Source organism: Enterobacter cloacae complex sp. IR5384 (assembly GCF_049237265.1).
Taxonomy (GTDB): Bacteria; Pseudomonadota; Gammaproteobacteria; order Enterobacterales; family Enterobacteriaceae; genus Enterobacter; species Enterobacter cloacae.
This window is the reverse complement of the sequence record NZ_JBMKHJ010000016.1, coordinates 25206-41645: the sequence shown is the minus strand read 5'-3', so window position 1 is coordinate 41645 and position 16440 is coordinate 25206. Positions and strand designations below refer to the sequence as shown.

The 16440-nt window shown below is 42.6% G+C and carries 13 protein-coding genes; all 13 read right to left on the bottom strand.

The annotated features are described in order from the left end of the window. Positions 1–20: 20 nt before the first annotated feature. The 13 genes from ACOTX3_RS14510 to ACOTX3_RS14450 all read right to left on the bottom strand — a co-directional run bounded on the left by ACOTX3_RS14510 (position 21) and on the right by ACOTX3_RS14450 (position 15725). Positions 21–1025 (bottom strand): ParB family protein, encoded by a 1005-nt coding sequence (locus tag ACOTX3_RS14510; RefSeq protein ID WP_001278838.1) that lies wholly within the window; start codon positions 1023–1025, stop codon positions 21–23. Beyond that, positions 1022–2275: a ParA family protein gene (locus tag ACOTX3_RS14505; RefSeq protein WP_001050364.1), complete on the bottom strand. Its 1254-nt coding sequence runs from the start codon at positions 2273–2275 to the stop codon at positions 1022–1024. Before ACOTX3_RS14505 ends, ACOTX3_RS14510 begins: the two co-directional genes overlap by 4 nt. A gap of 1128 nt (positions 2276–3403) precedes the next feature. Next, a complete protein-coding gene (locus ACOTX3_RS14500) occupies positions 3404–3565 on the bottom strand; it encodes a hypothetical protein (RefSeq protein WP_001371949.1) in 162 nt (53 codons plus the stop codon). Between the two features lie 2548 nt (positions 3566–6113). Then, positions 6114–8795: a TraC family protein gene (locus ACOTX3_RS14495; RefSeq protein WP_000387412.1), complete on the bottom strand. Its 2682-nt coding sequence runs from the start codon at positions 8793–8795 to the stop codon at positions 6114–6116. An 8-nt stretch (positions 8796–8803) separates the two neighbouring features. Then, a complete protein-coding gene (gene trhV, locus ACOTX3_RS14490) occupies positions 8804–9754 on the bottom strand; it encodes an IncHI-type conjugal transfer lipoprotein TrhV (protein WP_001022588.1) in 951 nt (316 codons plus the stop codon). A 9-nt stretch (positions 9755–9763) separates the two neighbouring features. Next, on the bottom strand, positions 9764–10516 hold the full coding sequence (gene htdT, locus ACOTX3_RS14485) for a protein-disulfide isomerase HtdT (RefSeq protein WP_182911723.1): 753 nt from the start codon (positions 10514–10516) through the stop codon (positions 9764–9766). A gap of 118 nt (positions 10517–10634) precedes the next feature. Continuing rightward, positions 10635–11117 (bottom strand): hypothetical protein, encoded by a 483-nt coding sequence (locus ACOTX3_RS14480; protein ID WP_000377632.1) that lies wholly within the window; start codon positions 11115–11117, stop codon positions 10635–10637. 7 nt (positions 11118–11124) lie between these two features. Then, positions 11125–12480: an IncHI-type conjugal transfer protein TrhB gene (trhB, locus tag ACOTX3_RS14475; protein ID WP_000351841.1), complete on the bottom strand. Its 1356-nt coding sequence runs from the start codon at positions 12478–12480 to the stop codon at positions 11125–11127. After that, positions 12470–12931, bottom strand: a complete 462-nt coding sequence (htdO, locus tag ACOTX3_RS14470; RefSeq protein ID WP_000521242.1) for a plasmid transfer protein HtdO — start codon at positions 12929–12931, stop codon at positions 12470–12472. The genes trhB and htdO overlap by 11 nt, the downstream gene beginning before the upstream one ends. Position 12932: 1 nt before the next feature. Next, positions 12933–14204, bottom strand: coding sequence for a TraK domain-containing protein (locus ACOTX3_RS14465; protein ID WP_000592092.1), 1272 nt, complete (start codon positions 14202–14204; stop codon positions 12933–12935). After that, positions 14204–14992, bottom strand: coding sequence for a TraE/TraK family type IV conjugative transfer system protein (locus tag ACOTX3_RS14460; protein WP_000783153.1), 789 nt, complete (start codon positions 14990–14992; stop codon positions 14204–14206). The genes ACOTX3_RS14465 and ACOTX3_RS14460 overlap by 1 nt, the downstream gene beginning before the upstream one ends. An 11-nt stretch (positions 14993–15003) precedes the next feature. Next, a complete protein-coding gene (locus ACOTX3_RS14455) occupies positions 15004–15354 on the bottom strand; it encodes a type IV conjugative transfer system protein TraL (RefSeq protein ID WP_001447770.1) in 351 nt (116 codons plus the stop codon). A gap of 17 nt (positions 15355–15371) precedes the next feature. Then, positions 15372–15725, bottom strand: a complete 354-nt coding sequence (locus ACOTX3_RS14450) for a hypothetical protein (protein WP_000423602.1) — start codon at positions 15723–15725, stop codon at positions 15372–15374. Positions 15726–16440 lie beyond the last annotated feature (715 nt).

Here is a 16440-nt window from a genome sequence, read left to right as displayed (position 1 = left end):
ATAAAGATGCAGTTCAATATTTATTCTGATACTTTTAATTTTTCTTTTATGAACTCCTCTAGTTCCTTAATAAAACCCGCATTTATCCTATTGAATTCAAAGCGAATTTTTCTACCAGTATTGTTTTTACTGATTCTTGCATACTTATCTTTGTTATCAAAAGTAATAAGATCACTTGTTTCCCATTTTGTGGAATAAGTTTTTTCACAAACACTTTCCACAGATTGTGTGATTTTTTCCATTACAACTTTTTGAGCAACCTGGAGATCTCCAATGTCTAAATCTTTTGTTTCCTCTTTAACATTATCTATTACTTCATCTAAAGGAAATAGATTTTTTTGCACATATTTCTGTAAACGAGACAAGCGACTATAATAGGAGTTCGGGATTCCTTCATAATCCGGGAATAAAGAGATCAATGTTTCGTCAATACGGGCCGCCTGGATTCTTTTGGCTACCGATACATGACTAATCCCAAGATATGCTGCGAGTTCTTCATTAGTAGAAAATCCTTTTTCTTCCATTTTTTTGATAAATTGAAACCCAACTTCTCTATATGAAAATTTTCGAGATGTTTGTGCTGCGGATATAATTGAATTTATATCATCTTCGGTTAGTTCATCCGGAAGAACCCACAGGGGGAGATCCTTTTCTGCCTTTATACAGCAGAAACGTCTGCGACTTCCTTCTATTAATAAATAAACCCCATCTCTTTTTACAGCGATCCCTTCGGTATCGACCCCTCTTTCTTCAATCTGCTTAAGAATATCTCTAACAGAATAATCTGTAAGGGCTTCTTGATTTCGTGGGTTCGCTGGATGGACTAAGGTCTCCTTCTCCACTCTCTGGGCTGGAACAATCACATGTTCCGCTTCAAGTCTCCGGCCCTTATGAAGAGTGAATAACTTTTTTATGCGAGGTGCTGTTTTCAAACCCGCAAGACCTGAACGGTGACCGACTTCTGTCCGCTTTGGTGCGTTTAAATATCGAGATTTATCATTCCCGATATGTTGCTCATCGCTCATGCGTTAACTCCTTGCTTAGCTGAAAAACTTTTTATTTCATTTATAAATTGCTGATATACCTGTAATACAGATTCTTCTGCGACATCAAGCTGCTTTGCGGAACAAAGTTCCTCTGATTTTTTGATATCAAGCACTGTACGCCCTTTGGAAGCAGCTGCCTTAAATGCTTCAGAATTTTTTATGTTAGCGGACATCAAAAGGTCCTGAACAGTTCTGATTAATTTATCCAAAACTATTCTTTCATATGGACTTTTGTCATCTACATTGACAGCAAGAACTTTGAACCATTTTAAATTGTCGCCCTTACTTGGTGATTGTTTAAACCTTTCACTTATTGTAAGCATGAAGTCTGTAGTAGAGGCGTAATCATATTCACGTGGTGACACTGCGACAAGAATCCCATCGGCCGCTTCGTCAGCAGCCCAGATCAAAGGTGAATCTTCAGGTGGAGTGTCTATAATAATCAAATCATAGTTCTGCTTCAGTACCGGTAAGATAACTTCCTTGAAACGTAGTAACAAAGACGTACGTTCTTCTCTAGAACATTGCCAGTATTTATCTTTAAAACGAGCATCTGTCGGAAAAGCCGTTATTACGTCCAAGTTTGGCAGATGCGTTGAAAAAGGCATATTAGTGATGATTTCTTCTTCAGAGAATCCTGAATCTAAATATTTTTTATACTCAGAATTTTCTTCATAAATTCCAAGGATTGCATCAATTGCTGTAAGGAAGACATCATCTTCTGAGACACTTTGAATCATGCTGCTTCCAATCGAACCTTGTGGGTCCCATTCGATCATTAATACACGTGCATTGAGTTGTAGATCTAAAGCAGCTGCTACTGCTAAAGCTACAGATGTAGTGCTTTTCCCTGTACCGCCTTTATGATTCTGAGTAACAATAGCTCTGCTAAAGTAATGATCGCGGTACTTGGGATAACCCAGGGCATCCATTATTTTTTGAACATCCCAGCGGGTGTAAAGATGATTTTTGTTTTGATAAATAGGTGCACCAACAAGTTCTTTTTCTTCTAAGTCCGAAAGTATTTTATTGAACGTTACTCGTGACTTCCCAAAAAAATCAGAGAGATTTTTTTTATTCAAACAGTGGTTATAGATCAGTCTATCAACACCATCAACACTATCATCAGAAACAGATACTCTTGATGAAGCCATCAGAGATTCCTTTAGAGAAATCTGCTCGCTTTTCATGCGCTGACCAACGAGGGCGATCTTTTCAAGTAAATTCATGGTTATGACCTTTTTGCACTGAAAACCGACTTTTACGCATATATGTAAACTTTACGTATAATGCGTCCATTTCCTTGTTATGCGTACAATTCTATCCTTAGTTTCAATCTTAAGCTAATGTTTGTTTACTTTTTTATGATTTTTTGTGAGCTTAACTTGCAGATGTGAGCTCAGACTCTCTAGTCCATACCTAATGCACAACCTGTTTAAACCACGATTCTTGTCTCCTTCTCTACGCTTTGAAGTTAAGAGCTCCATTAATGAATCTTCACGCCTACCCTATTTCTTGCTTAGACCCTAAAATCTATCTCACCGGTGTGCTGATATACGTTTCCTAACTGTGAACCGTTGTCGTCAGTCCAGTCTAAAGATATGAGGTGTTAATCTCTTGAGGAGGCACACTACGAATTATGGGAGCAGAGTTAGCAACCTCACCCCGAAATGAAACCCAACTTAAGGAGGCAACCCCAGTGTGGAGATTAAGGGGGTTAAATCTGCCAGCGGCTGACAGTGTCCCAGCTGCTGCTCAGTCACACCACGCCCTGATTTAATCCCCTGCCCGGTATTGTAATGACCGAAAAAAACCCGTGCACTGGTGTCGGCAGACCGGCATGCATGAATATGACGTTAATCTGTATCAGCAGGCACTTTTCGCATAATGGGAGCAAGTGATAGCAACGCCGCCCAGAACGGAATGCCAACATCAGGACTGAACCCAAGTTTGGCGATTAAGGGGGTTAAATTTGCAAGCGGATGACAGTGCCCCCAGCTGCTGCTCAGTCACACCACGCTTGATTAAATCTCTCGCCAGGTCTTGTTTTGACCGAAAATAGCCCAAGCACTGATGTCGGCAGACCGGCATATAGGAATATGACGTTAATCTGTATCAGCAGGTACATTTCGCATTATGTGAGCAAGTGATAGCAACCCAGCCCGGAACTGAAGGCCAGCATGAGGACAGAACCCCAGTTTGGCGATTAAGGGGGTTAAATCTCACAGCGGCTGACAGTGCCTTCAGATGCTGCTCAGGCATACTACTCTCCCTGATATAATCTCCCATATGTTCTTGAGATCGTCGGAAATCGCCCATGCACCGGTGTCGGCAGACCGGTATGCAGTAATGTGAATTTAATCTGCATCATCAAGCACATTTCGTATTATGGAAGTAAGTGTTAGTAAACCAAAGCCCGCCCAGAACGGAAGGTCAACATCAGAACAGAATCCCAGTTTGGCGATTAAGGGTGTTAAATCTGCAAGCTGCTGACAGTGCCCCAGTTGCTGCTCAGTCACACCACGCCCTGATAGAATCTCCTGCCCGGAAATGTGATGACCGAAAAAAGCCCGTGCACTGGTGTCGGCAGACCGGCACGCAGGAATATGACGTTAATCTGTATCAGGAGGCACATTTCGCATTATGGGAGCAAGCGATAGCAACCCAAGCCCAGAACTGAAGGCCAGCATCAGGACAGAACCCCAGTATGGCGATTAAGGGGGTTAAATCCGCCAGTGGCAATAAGATCCCGAGCGGTGTTTAAGAAATATTTCCCGAAGGACAATCTTCCGCTCGTACGATGAATATAGTGTTCAACCCGGGAGAGGGATCACTTAACCTGCTTAGCCTAAATCTTACGTCATTCTCTAAACGGAGTTTAAGCTTAATGGTCCTGAGAAAGTTAAAAGGACTACCCATAATGACGGTTTGAGATGGCGAATAAGGGTTTTTTCTGCCAGCGGCTGACATTGCCCCAGCTTCTGCTCAGTCACACCACGCCTGATTAAATCTTCCGCCAGGTCTTGTTATGACCGAAAATTGTCCGTGCACTAGAGTCGTAAGACCTGCATACAGGAATGAGGCGTAAATCTTTATCAGGTGGCAAGGTTCGCATCATGGGAGCAAGGGTCTTGAACTGGAGGTTAACATCATAAAATCCCAGATTGGCGATTAAGGGTGTTAAATCTGACAGCGACTGAAAGTGCCTTCAGATGCTGCTCAGGTATATTACACCCTGAAAAAATCAAGCATCTGTGCTTGCGAATATCGGAAAAGGCCATGCACCGGTGTCGGCAGACCGGCATGGGCAATGAGACGTTAATCTGTATCAGCTGGCGCATTTCGTATCATGGGAACAAGTGTTAGCAACCCTCTCCAGGACGGAAGGACACTATCAGGACTGATCCCAGTTTGGCGATTAAGGGGGTTAAATCTGCCAGCGGCTGACAGTGCCTTCTGATGCTGCTCAGACATACTATGCACAGATATAATCACCCGTCCGTCCTTGTGATTATCGGAAAAGGCCATGCACCGGAGTCGGCAGACCGGTATGCAGTGATGTGACTTTAATCTTTATCAGCAGGCGCATTTCGTATTAAGGGAGCAAGTGTTAGCAACCCTGCCCAGGACGGAAGGACACTATCAGGACTGAACGCCAGTTTGGCGATTAAGGGGGTTAAATCTGCCAGTGGCTGACAGTGCCTTCTGATGCTGCTCAGACATACTATGCACAGATATAATCACCCGTCCGTCCTTGTGATTATCGGAAAAGGCCATGCACCGGAGTCGGCAAACCGGTATGCAGTGATGTGACTTTAATCTTTATCAGCAGGCGCATTTCGTATTAAGGGAGCCAGTGTTAGCAACCCTGCCCAGGACGGAAGGACACTATCAGGACTGAACGCCAGTTTGGCGATTAAGGGGGTTAAATCTGCAAGCGGATGACAGTGCCCCAGCTGCTGCTCAGTCACACCACGTCCTGATAAAATCTCCTGCCCGGTAATGTGATGACCGAAAAAAGCCCGTGCACTGGTGTCGGCAGACCGGCACGCAGGAATATGACGTTAATCTGTATCAGCAGGTACATCTCGCATTAGGGAGCAAGTGATAGCAACCCCGCCCAGAACTGAAGGCCAGCATGAGGACAGAACCCCAGTTTGGCGATTAAGGGGGTTAAATCCGGCAGCGTGAGTAAGTGCCCGTGCTGTGTTAAAGAAATATTCCCTAAGGACAATCTTCCGCTCGGCCTTTTGTATAAAGTTGTCACCCCGGGAGCGGGGATCACTTTACCTGCTTAGCCTAAATCTTACGTCAATCGCTATCCGGAATTTTAGCTTAATGGTCCTGAGCAAGTTAAAAGGGCTACCCATAATGACGTCCCCAGATGGTGATAAAGGAGTTAATTCCGCCTTCGGCTTACAGTGCCGCAGCTGCTGCTCAGCAACACCACGCCCTGATTAAATCTCCCGCCTGTCCTTGTGATGACCAAAAATAGTCCGTGCACTGGCGTCGTAAGACCGGCATACAGGAATGAGGCGTTAATCTTTATTAGGTGGCAGGATTCGCATCATGGGAGCAAGGGCCCTAGAACTGTAGACTAACATTAGAAAATCACAGTTTGGCGATAAAGGGGGTTAAATAAGTTAAAAGTCTTCGGTGAGCAAATTGGATAAATTTTCAGAAACCAAACCGTTAATAATAAACTTTTAGAAGAATGATTAAAGGATATTAAGTTTTGTATGCAAAATGACACCAGTGATCTGTTTTCACTAATAATGCCGCGCTACTTTGATTACCTTTGGTAAACAAAAATGTAATTTACGTGATTTTCATCTTATAATGTCAGTATTGAAGTTATAAATTTTGTTTACTTAATGCGTACACAACCTAACTGCGATTTGTATTTATGTCACTGTTTTTACACCACATTAATTATAAAACCAAAATTTGCAGCACAGTGATGAACTCATTAAGTCACAACCTCATTTGTTTACTTAAGGCATACAATAAAAAACCAGATTCTTATGAGACATCTGGTTTAATTATTTTTGCTTGAAGATATTTACTCTACGCGGCCAAACCCGCTGCTACTTCTTGAGCATAGAGAATTTCTATTGCCTCGCCATAGCTACAATTCTCGCGGCTTTGAATTTCCCATAATTTACTCCTGTCAGCACTATCCGTAGTAAAACAAAGCTCCATTTTCCGGTCTACGTATAACCGACAGATCTCTTGGAAGTTTTCGAACCTGACTAACATCTCTGAAAACACCTTTTTGACTGTACGAATATTTTTCATACGTTCATATTCTGCATCTGAAGTAGAAAAATATTTATTAGCCTTCATTGCTTCAATGCTTTCTTTTTCTTGTTTCATGATTATCTTCCAAGGCGAGTTAGCAGTCAGGGCCCGGCCAACAGAAGAAGTAAAATAATCTTCAAACGACTGTGTGATACAGATGCCAGCGCAGTTTGTTTTCCTGAACCTACGCCATGCCGCTTCGAGGAAGGAAGAGAAGAATTGGTTTGATTGATTTCCGGCACCTGATGAATTATCAGGACGAATGTACTCCCATGCTTCATCAAGGATGAACAAGCGACGACGCCCATCTTTTTTGATGAACATTGCATGCTGAGCAGCCTGAATGATAGACATTAATACAACTGTCTGAAGGTGGGGGGTGCCTTTTAGCTCCTCCAGTTCCAAAACAATAAATCTGCTGTCGAAGTTGATTGGAGGCAACGTATCGGTAAACCGGTGCCCATAAATTCCACCTTCGCACCATGCTCCGAGTTGCTCCCCAATATCCTTTATACGTTTGTCTTCATGCTTCTTGCAACGCAGAGCAAAGCCGGTTATTGAACCGGTCCGACCTGATTTTCTGGATTCTTGGTACTCTTCTGCAATAAGCTGAAGCATCACTGATTGTTGATAATCATCGATAAGGCCTTTCTCTGAAGCCATAATTTTTAGCTGATTCAAAACCATTATGGTCTGAGCAACTTTGTCTTTTTCTGCATCGTTTGAAGTTGATTCACCGGTAAATTCAGGTGCTTCGTTAAATACATCGTCGTTAACAGTGATGTCAGTTAGGAAGGCAAAGGGATTTAGGGTGAAGTCAGGGGTTTTACCGAAATCAATAAATTGACTGTTTGTATATTGTTCCGCAATCCCCTGGTAAGAACGGCCCACGTCCACAACAAATACTTGAGCACCGTCAGGATCATCATCTGGGTATTCGTTTTCTAAAAAATGCTTAAATGTTGAGCGATAATGAACGAGGTTATTAGATCGCGGTCCAGCTCCAAGATAGTTATTGATTAGATATGCTGTCCAGAATGACTTCCCTGCACCTGACGTTGCACCAATAACCATGTTATAGCTTGCAGAAGTCTTGAAAATATCAAGTCCCATGAGTTGACCTTCACGAGAAACTAAACTCAGTACTGGTCTATCTGTATTACCTTTCCAGGGCCCAAAGATCGGTGTCATATGAGCCGCTCCGGTGTTGCTCACTACTTCGGAACGGTCAAGGTCGAAAATTGTCTTTGGGTCATTGCACATTGGCAGACATGACATAAATGACGGGAAAACGATAAAGGAATCATCTGCTACTTTGACCCGGCTTTCGAGGTAAAAGGATTTGAGATCGTTAGCTGCTGTCTGCACAGAATTGGCATTACTACCCATAACAGTGAAAGTAAGATACCCTCTTAAAAGCTTTGCGCCATCCTCAAGCTCGCGAGTTACGGCCATGTAGTCATTATCCATATCCCGCAGGCGAGGGCAGAATGTGACAACTGAAGGTATACTTGCCTGTTTATTAGTGATTGCTTTGTAGCGGACGTTTTCTTTTGACAACTTGAGCGGATCGGCAAACTGAACAGTCTGAGTGATCATAAATGGGCTGAAAATTGTCTTACGTCCATGCATCCAGTTAACTACTAACTCATACATACAACCGAAATTGACGTATTCAGGAAACTTTACAACGGAAAGTTGTTTGAAGTAACGATGCTCAGATTCGTCGTCACTTTGTGTGACTGATGAGAAATGATTTTCTGTGACTGTATACTTACGGCCGGGAACGTTAACTTGTTCATTAAGCCTTTTCATAGTGTTAACGTCTATGAAACCTTCAGCCCACCGGGAGTTCTTTCCGGGGTTTACGACCTTATCTATACAATAGAGCCAGTTTTCTGCATCGACCTTAAACGGATGCAATCCAATCGTAATTAACTTACTTACAAGTTCAGAGTAAAGTGAATCGATACGCGAATGTTCCAGCTCGGTAGGAAGGGCAGACTGTAAAGGAATCGATAGCGAGATCCATACCTGAAAATCCCTCAACATAAGGTTATCATGATCAGGTTTTAAAGGCTTATGCATACTTCTGTCGTAGTAGTCCAACTGATAACCATTAAGCAGATCTGCTTTAAGCTTATCGTTCCCAGTCATACGCCCACCTCGCACAGCTGACCAAGCACTAAGCTGTAAAGTCAGGTCTGGCAATGCAGTCAGAGATATTTGACAGACAGTATCTGTAGGGAAATCCATTTTGAACATTTCAGCAAGAACATCTTGCTGATTATCAAAAACTCCAGGGGATGGATTACAGATAAACATAAACCCTAATCTGTTGCCATCAATCAAAAAATAGTGAGTCCCTGCTAATTGATCGTAAACAGGGATAAACCCACCTAATTGATGGCGATTTAAACCGCTATTGTAATTATTGATAGCTTCCATATTTGACCTTACAGTTGTCTAACAATGCCGTTCGAAGAGACAGCTTTAGTTGCTTTTTGTTGCTGCTGCATATTTTCCCGGGCCGCATCCTGTACTTCTAAAGGAACTATGCGAGCTGGGTTTGAGGTCGAATTCTTGCCAGCAATCCATGTTTGCGGTTTTACGTTGACATAAACGTAGCCGGGAAGATTAAGCGCATCGTTATCATCGGTATAAGGTGCAAAAGTAATTCTCATTACTTTCCCCTGTTGCAGAACAGCAAGTGGTTCAGGAGCCACTACAGCTTGTTTATAACCTTGCGAACGGTATTGCTGGATCTGCCCAGGGTTGAGAGTCGGGTTAACGGGCTGGCCATTGTAAAGAGAGTACATATCCTTACCAGGGCTGATATCAGAATTAGGTGCAACGTAGCGTGGGGCATTTCCAGCAGAAACCGGATAGCTTGTTTGTTTAACGACTTCCGCAGCCGGATGAACGAAAGGGTTACCAGTTGAAGAGGCAGTGCTATAACTGCTAGTCATCCTTACGTTTGAATTAACCGGTACACCAGAAATAGGCCGTGGTCCAATGGATGAAGTAGGGGCACCCATTTTTAAAGTTTTATCGTACATGACAGGTAACTGACCAACTGGCTTAATTTCGGTTTTTGAATAAGCCACAGGCTGATTTTTAAGGGTAGTAGACTGTGGATATTTGACTTCCCCTGGAGGGCTAATTTCAGTTGGATAACGGCTGTCATTGACAGCCGATTTCTCCTTTCCCGATTCCGACTCTTCCCCCGCCAGTGCAGACAGATCATCTCGATTATTAGTTAACTCCATAACTTCGCGAGGACCTTTACAGATAACGCCCTTTTCAATGCCTGGACATTCGGATTCGGAACTACCGATGGAGCACCCCGTAAGATATGAGGATGTACCTACAACCAGAGCACTGAGTACCAATCTTTTGATGTTCATAAACTAGCCTTAATTTGTCTCAAATGGATTTTTTAAGAGAGGTTCAACGCTTTGGTTCAACCAGTAGTCGAAATCTTTTGGAATGCCATTACCAGCCAAACCATCCTGTCTGACAACTGAAGGTACACCCTGCAATTTATAAATTCCTGCGAGCATCAATGACGCTACCAAAGGTTCCGCCGGACATTCTTCTGCTTCTTTTTGAGAGAGCAATCTTTTTTCAATGTCGGATTTGCTTCCCATTAGCCAACGAAGAATATCGAGGTTGTTTATTTTTCCTTTTTCTTTACTACACCAGAGCCTTCTAAGCTCTTCTTTTGGCTCACCGGGTGAGGGAACTAAAACAATATCTATCCGATACTTGTCCCGATCTGCATAGAATTTCTTAACAAGTTCCATGCAACCGTCACAATCAAGTGTTATGAAAATGGCTGCTTGTCTTTTAAGCTTTGAATTTCCCAGAGGAATGGACGCTACAGTTTCCAGAGGGAAGGGGGCCTCATCAAGACTAATAAAATAGGAATTCCTGATTTCTTCTACAGTCAGAACAGGTTTACGTTTAATTACATCAACAAGGCTTCCCCCAGTAAGGGAGTATCGGCCATCGGTCGTTACTGCCATTAGCTGCGAACGTTCGTCCTGAAAGAGGTATAGCCCACCAGAAGGAATGTATATGGCATCCTTAGGTTTATATCCTTTCATTTTTGATAACACACCCGAGATCTGACTGGGTGAAACGCCACCTTCCTTTGCCTTTGCCATTAACGCAGCAGCATCACTATTAGTTAGGACCTGCTCTGAAGCATAAGTGACCGTATTCGCCATAATGGCGAAAGCCGCCATTAAAGGGAAAAGTAACTTTTTCACTATTGGGTGCCCTCTACTTCTTTGCATTATAAGAACTTGATTGTACCGCTTCAGAGCTATCTTCAAGTTCCATATAAGTGACGATTTCAACACTATCCGGTACAGTAACGGCAAGCGTTGCATCAATAATTAAATAGCCACGGTCACGGTAGATCTTCATTAATGTTCTGAAATATTCTTCGAATTGAGATCTATCATTGTCAGCAGTACGGCCTCCGTGATGCTTGAAAAATTCCTTACGTAATTCAGGCATGTCAAGCACTGCAATCTTGTACGAAGGCTGGGATTGTTTATTGAAGTAATCGTAAACATTCATAAAGCCTTTATAACCATAAATAATGACCAATACGGCAAAGGCGAAGAAAAATAAATACTTCAATATTTTTTCAATATCAATTTCGAAGGTAATTTTTTTTGTTGTCCTTTCTCGCACCATTTTTTTAGTGATTTCAGGTCCAGCTGATTCAGGCGATTCTTTTTTTTCTAAACTATCCATTTAAACCTCAGCGACTGGTCAGATTCGTTGGAATTGTAGTTCCGGTCTGAACGACAAATGTAATAGCTCGGCCAGGGCTAATTTCTACGATTGGCCACTGTTGTTCTGCAATTGCGGTGTAGTAATCGACGAGTCGATTAAGACCACCTTGAGCTGCACCAGCCCCGGCTAATGCCCCAAGTGCACCAAAATTAGGGGACTGATACTGAGCCTGTGAATTAGGGTCGATGTTAAGTGAAGATACCTTACTGGGACTTAAGCTACCGGCAAGTGAAGAAAGTCCACCGGCAAATGCAGCTCCTGCAATTGCGTTACCATTTCGGCTGATAAGCGTGCCTCGGATCCCATTTTTTCCGTCATTTTCACTTACAGCATATGCTTCCAGTTTTACGTCAAAAGCTTTCCCTTTTGAATTAACACAAGAGATAGAAGTGGCACGTATGTAAGCACGCTGTGACGCCAGATCACCAACAGCTGAACCCAGAAGGTTACAGTCACGCAAATCCATGGTGAAATTATTGGGCATGATGACATCTTTTTTAATACGCATCGTTACTGGCATTGGTTCTGATTTGGAAGAAAGGCTTGTAGGCGCTTCAAGCCCGGTAATCAGAACACCAGTGATAATAGATGTTGCCGGAAGAAACATTTCATCTTTTCGGGCAGCATGCCGCGCTTTGCTATCAACTGGCGCAGTACCATCACCTCGTACAGTCCGAGTTGGCGCTTTATCTCCTGCAATGACCTCTCTGCCTTCCTTGATTCTGTTTTCAGACACGGGCATAACCTGAATGACACCATCGGTACCATTAGTCTTAATGGAACTTTGTGTGATTGTTCTCATTGGGCTATTACGCGTAGGTGTGATAGAAGCGTAATTAGGGTTTACGCCATTAATCGGCGCATTAGCATTAAGCTGATAAGGAGCTGCCGGTGCCTGCTCATTAATCGTTTTACGCGAACTACCAGCATCCAAGTTACGATTGCCGTTTCGATTTGTCTGCATATCATTAATTTGCTGAGACAGCTGCTGAAGTTGAGAAGTTAAACTTGCAACTTGGGCTTTAGTTTCCTGTTGGGCTTTTTCTGCTTTTTCGCGGTCCTCTTTCGCCGCATTTTGGTCAAGTCGGTTTTGCTTAACCATTTCTTTATATACTTTCTGGCTTTCTTCATTACTCAATTTGTTCATTTGCGAATCATCTAACAACAAATTGGTCTGCATGTCTTTTTTCTGTGTTTTCTTTTCTTTCTTAACTGGTGTGGAAAAAATAGACTGGCTAATAATATAAACAATCACTACCAGCAGAGCGCCAATAACAGAAAGTCTGACGGTCTTATTTTCCCAGGCCTTTTTAATGTCCATGATTAGCTCCACTTGTAGGTTTCTGGAATCGTTTAATTTTTAGATTTCGTTCGCTGTCAGACATCTGAGGAACGATATAGGGTTCACCTGCTCTGGCCCAGTTTTCACGAACAGATGGATGATTCATTTCAGCTTTATCTATCTGGCTCGTTCTAGATATTTCATGTTTGTAATTAGGTTCCAAAACGTTACTTTTGTGATAGTCAAAAGCATTCTCCTCATTAATATTGCCCTCTCCTACAAATTTATCAATAAGAGTTGGATCGTTCATTATTACTGTCTGAACGGGAAAAGCGTTACTGCCATCTTCGATACTAATGGGTGCGTCCGGAACGATTAATACACTCCTTTTTGGTATATATTCTGACCTGTAGTAAAAGCTGGTTAAAGCAAATACGACAAAACCAATCACGGTGGCCCCAAGCAGAGCAGGCAAAGTAACTTTTCCCATATTATTTTCTGATTAGACTTGGTCTGGTTGTAACCCGGGCCTCGCGTTCCTTGAACAATTTATCCCGGACTATGTAAAGCTCTGTTTCTTCTCCCGGTTGCAGGTATGCTTTATCAAATAAAGCACTTGCAATAACGCCTTCTGCCATACACTGCTGATCAGCAACGATTTGACCGTATGGTTTATCGTTTTTCACAAGAATTACATCAATAAGTTCACGTGAGCCAACCAGTCTCTGACCGAGCTTTGCATACATATTAAAGTTACATGGTGACTGCTCTGGCGCAGGAATACGAGAAAGTCGGTCCTGTTGTAAACTGAATCCTGAAGGGACCTCACCAAGAGCCACAGGAGTCAATAAATCAATGATTCTTTGTTTATGATCGTCTTGTTTTGGATCCGTTGGAGCCAGTTCTTCTGACTGGGAGCGGGCCAACATTTCCTCATAGTTTTGCTTATCCAATGAGGTTTCACGTTTGGCTTGCATAGATGGGCTTAAAGATGTAGTAACTGAAATCATCGCACCGGGAACATCAAGCGGTACCAGGGTCAGGTTATAGGTCGATTCAGGTACCTGATCTTCAGACAACATAATCCCGATTGGTTTATCGGTATTAGTTGAAATAAAGACATCGCCACCATTAACAAATATGCTTGCCTCTTCAGCAGGGGTAGAAGTACTGACAGAAGCATTCTTGAAGCTGGTCGATATTCTGTTTTGAAGTCCTCGTGAAACTGGCAGTACCACATTCCCACCAGGCGGCACATTTACACGCTGAACTTCTTTATATCGGTTACGAGCTTCGACATAAAGTTCATCGGCTTTTGACGTGGCGGTCGCATTGGTTGCATTCTGCTGGGAAGAGGTACCTGTTGGTCTCCCATAGCTATCAATTGCACCAGATCGGGTCTGTGCGTCAAATCCGGGGAGACTAGGATTATTTGATAATGCTCCAGTAATAGCGCTTACCGCAGGCGAAGCATTGCTGGCTGGGGAAAGTTGCACGGTAGGGAGATCAGTTGTAGGTTTTTGTCCCTGCGCATTACCGGCTTCACTAAGGTTTGTTTGTGCACCTGACTGTTCAGAACCAGCTTGACCCGGAATAATGGCTTTTGCAGCTCCATTCTGAAATCCGTCAGCACCAACTGGCATTACAACCGGGTTATTAATTGTTGCTGGCAATTGGTATTCTTCAGCGATTACGCAGTTCGAAGTCGTGAGCATGATCAATGCTGTAATTGCGTTGAAGCCTAAGCCCTTTTTTTTAATCATCACTTGTTACCTGTAGACGGTGGCGGATTATCCAGCGTTGCCAGTTGCTCTTTGCCGTTTATCGTAATTTTTTTAATATTCGGTGTTCCGGAATATTGATTTACATATGCAATTCTTGGGCGACCATTTTTCATCCCGAGAACCCATTCATAAGTCCATTTCGATGATTCAGTTTTGTCCGGAACATTTACAAGTCGAGTCGTTTTGGTACCCCAGACATAGACCATGTCATTTTTTGGATCAAAGTAAATATCATTAGGCTTAAAGGTCTGCTCAACACCACGAGCCTGCATGATATTTATCTGCTCCTGTAAAGACTCACTCGTTTTAGCCTGTAGTTCAGGTGAAAGGGCATCGAGGACATAGGCCGTCACAAAGGAAATATTAGTTGGATTAATATTCCCTAAAAGGGTACTAAAAAAGAGAGCCCATTGTGTTTTATAAGATTCCGATGCTTTGTTACCAACAACCGTGATCTCTTCATTCATGTTTGGAGGGGTAACAATCGTCACTGGGTCAGTGAAAAAAAGAATCTTTGCAACCAATAACCCAATGACGGCTATTGAAACAGTATTAATGCGGATAAGTTTTGTATCACGATTAATCAGGGCGCTGTATGTAATTCCAGCACCTGACGCTTCAGCTTGTGGGCTAAATCGTTTTTTAATGTCCAAAAAACGTCCCTTAGCACTTTCATCTTTCTTTACGTATGACTGTTCAAGATCACCGTTTTCATCCTTTTTAGATTTTTTGAAAAAAGGGATGTTAATGCCACTTAGCATTTTCATTCATAGCTCCATCAAGAATACAAATCTCTGATAAATGGATCGTTGAAATAACGGCTACTAAAAACTGCTTTACCTGGCAAAAAACCGAGCCACCAGAGTTTGTGTTTTAGCAATCCTCTTATTCCTGACTCAGCTGCTTTGTTATACGCAATCCAATACACAACCGCTGCTACAACAGAAAACCCGAAGCATTCGAAGATATTCCCAAATGCAACCAGAATGAATGCAAGCCCTAATTTTTTGGCATCCCAAAACAAAATCAGTAGAGGCATGTTGATCCTGAAAGGGAATCTATAGGTATGCTGAGGAACGTCGTTCTGCTTACTCATTAAAAATCCAGAGAGGGGGATGAACCCCCTCATGCATGATTAACAATAAATTACAGCGGTACGCCAGCATCCATAAAGGTGCTGATAATTTTCTCGCCGTTGGCCATTACCAGCATCATGAATAATGAAACCAGTGCCAGGCCCGGGTTAGGCTTAAGGACAGAGAAATATACGCTTGAGATCAACATCGCGGCTGCCAGAATTTTGCCCGGAGCTCCAGTCATACTTTCACTCATGTATGACCAAATATCTCCCAGTGCCCCATCATCTGAACCCGCATATGCCAGACCGCAAAAAAGCACGGTCAGCAGAACAAACAAAATCACTTTTGCGCTTTTTGTTTTAAAAAGTGCAGCCGTGTTAGATTTCTTTTCACTAAGGCCAATATTTAAAGAAAGTTCCATAATTACTCCGTGTAGATTTGAGTTCACGTAAACGCGAATGAATAATACTTTTTTATTCCGATCCTTCCGTTCGCATAAACCCCCTTTTTTTAACGTTTAGCGATTGGTGAATTTTTAAGCAAAGGGCCTAAAGCATAATCTTTGAAAGGTACCAGTGAACGCTTAGTAAAAGTTTGAAAGAGGGGAGGGGGTAAGATTACGTTAAGCTCAATCCTGAAGCTGATGAGACTCCTCAAGCATAAAAGTCACTTTTGATGGTTTGAAAAGCTCTAACTAGATATCGGGCAGGTAACTAAGCTTCATATCTAATCTTTTTTGTTCCCTTATTATCTATCTCTTGATTCTGAGAAGGCCGCATATCACTGTGCTCCCTGGTTCGGCAACTATCAGTTGGAGAAACTACATACAATCCTCGGGCCGGTGCGTCATTCATCTAAATGCCTTTTACACCTCTGGGCGTGAGTGGGACTTTGTCTTGTCCATACGAACATCATTCATTCGAATGCTTTTGGCCAATGCTATTTAAGCAAATGCTTTCTGGCTGAGTCCTTTTGCGAATGAGTCTTTGATATAACTGCATGAATTTTGGGTTGTTTGGTGTACTAACAAAACAAAGGCATTTCTTTGAATGCCATTGGAGTTGTGATGCTTCTGATATTTTTTTGATCTCATATCAAGCACATAGTCCTTCTGATGCCCAATGTCATAGATGTCT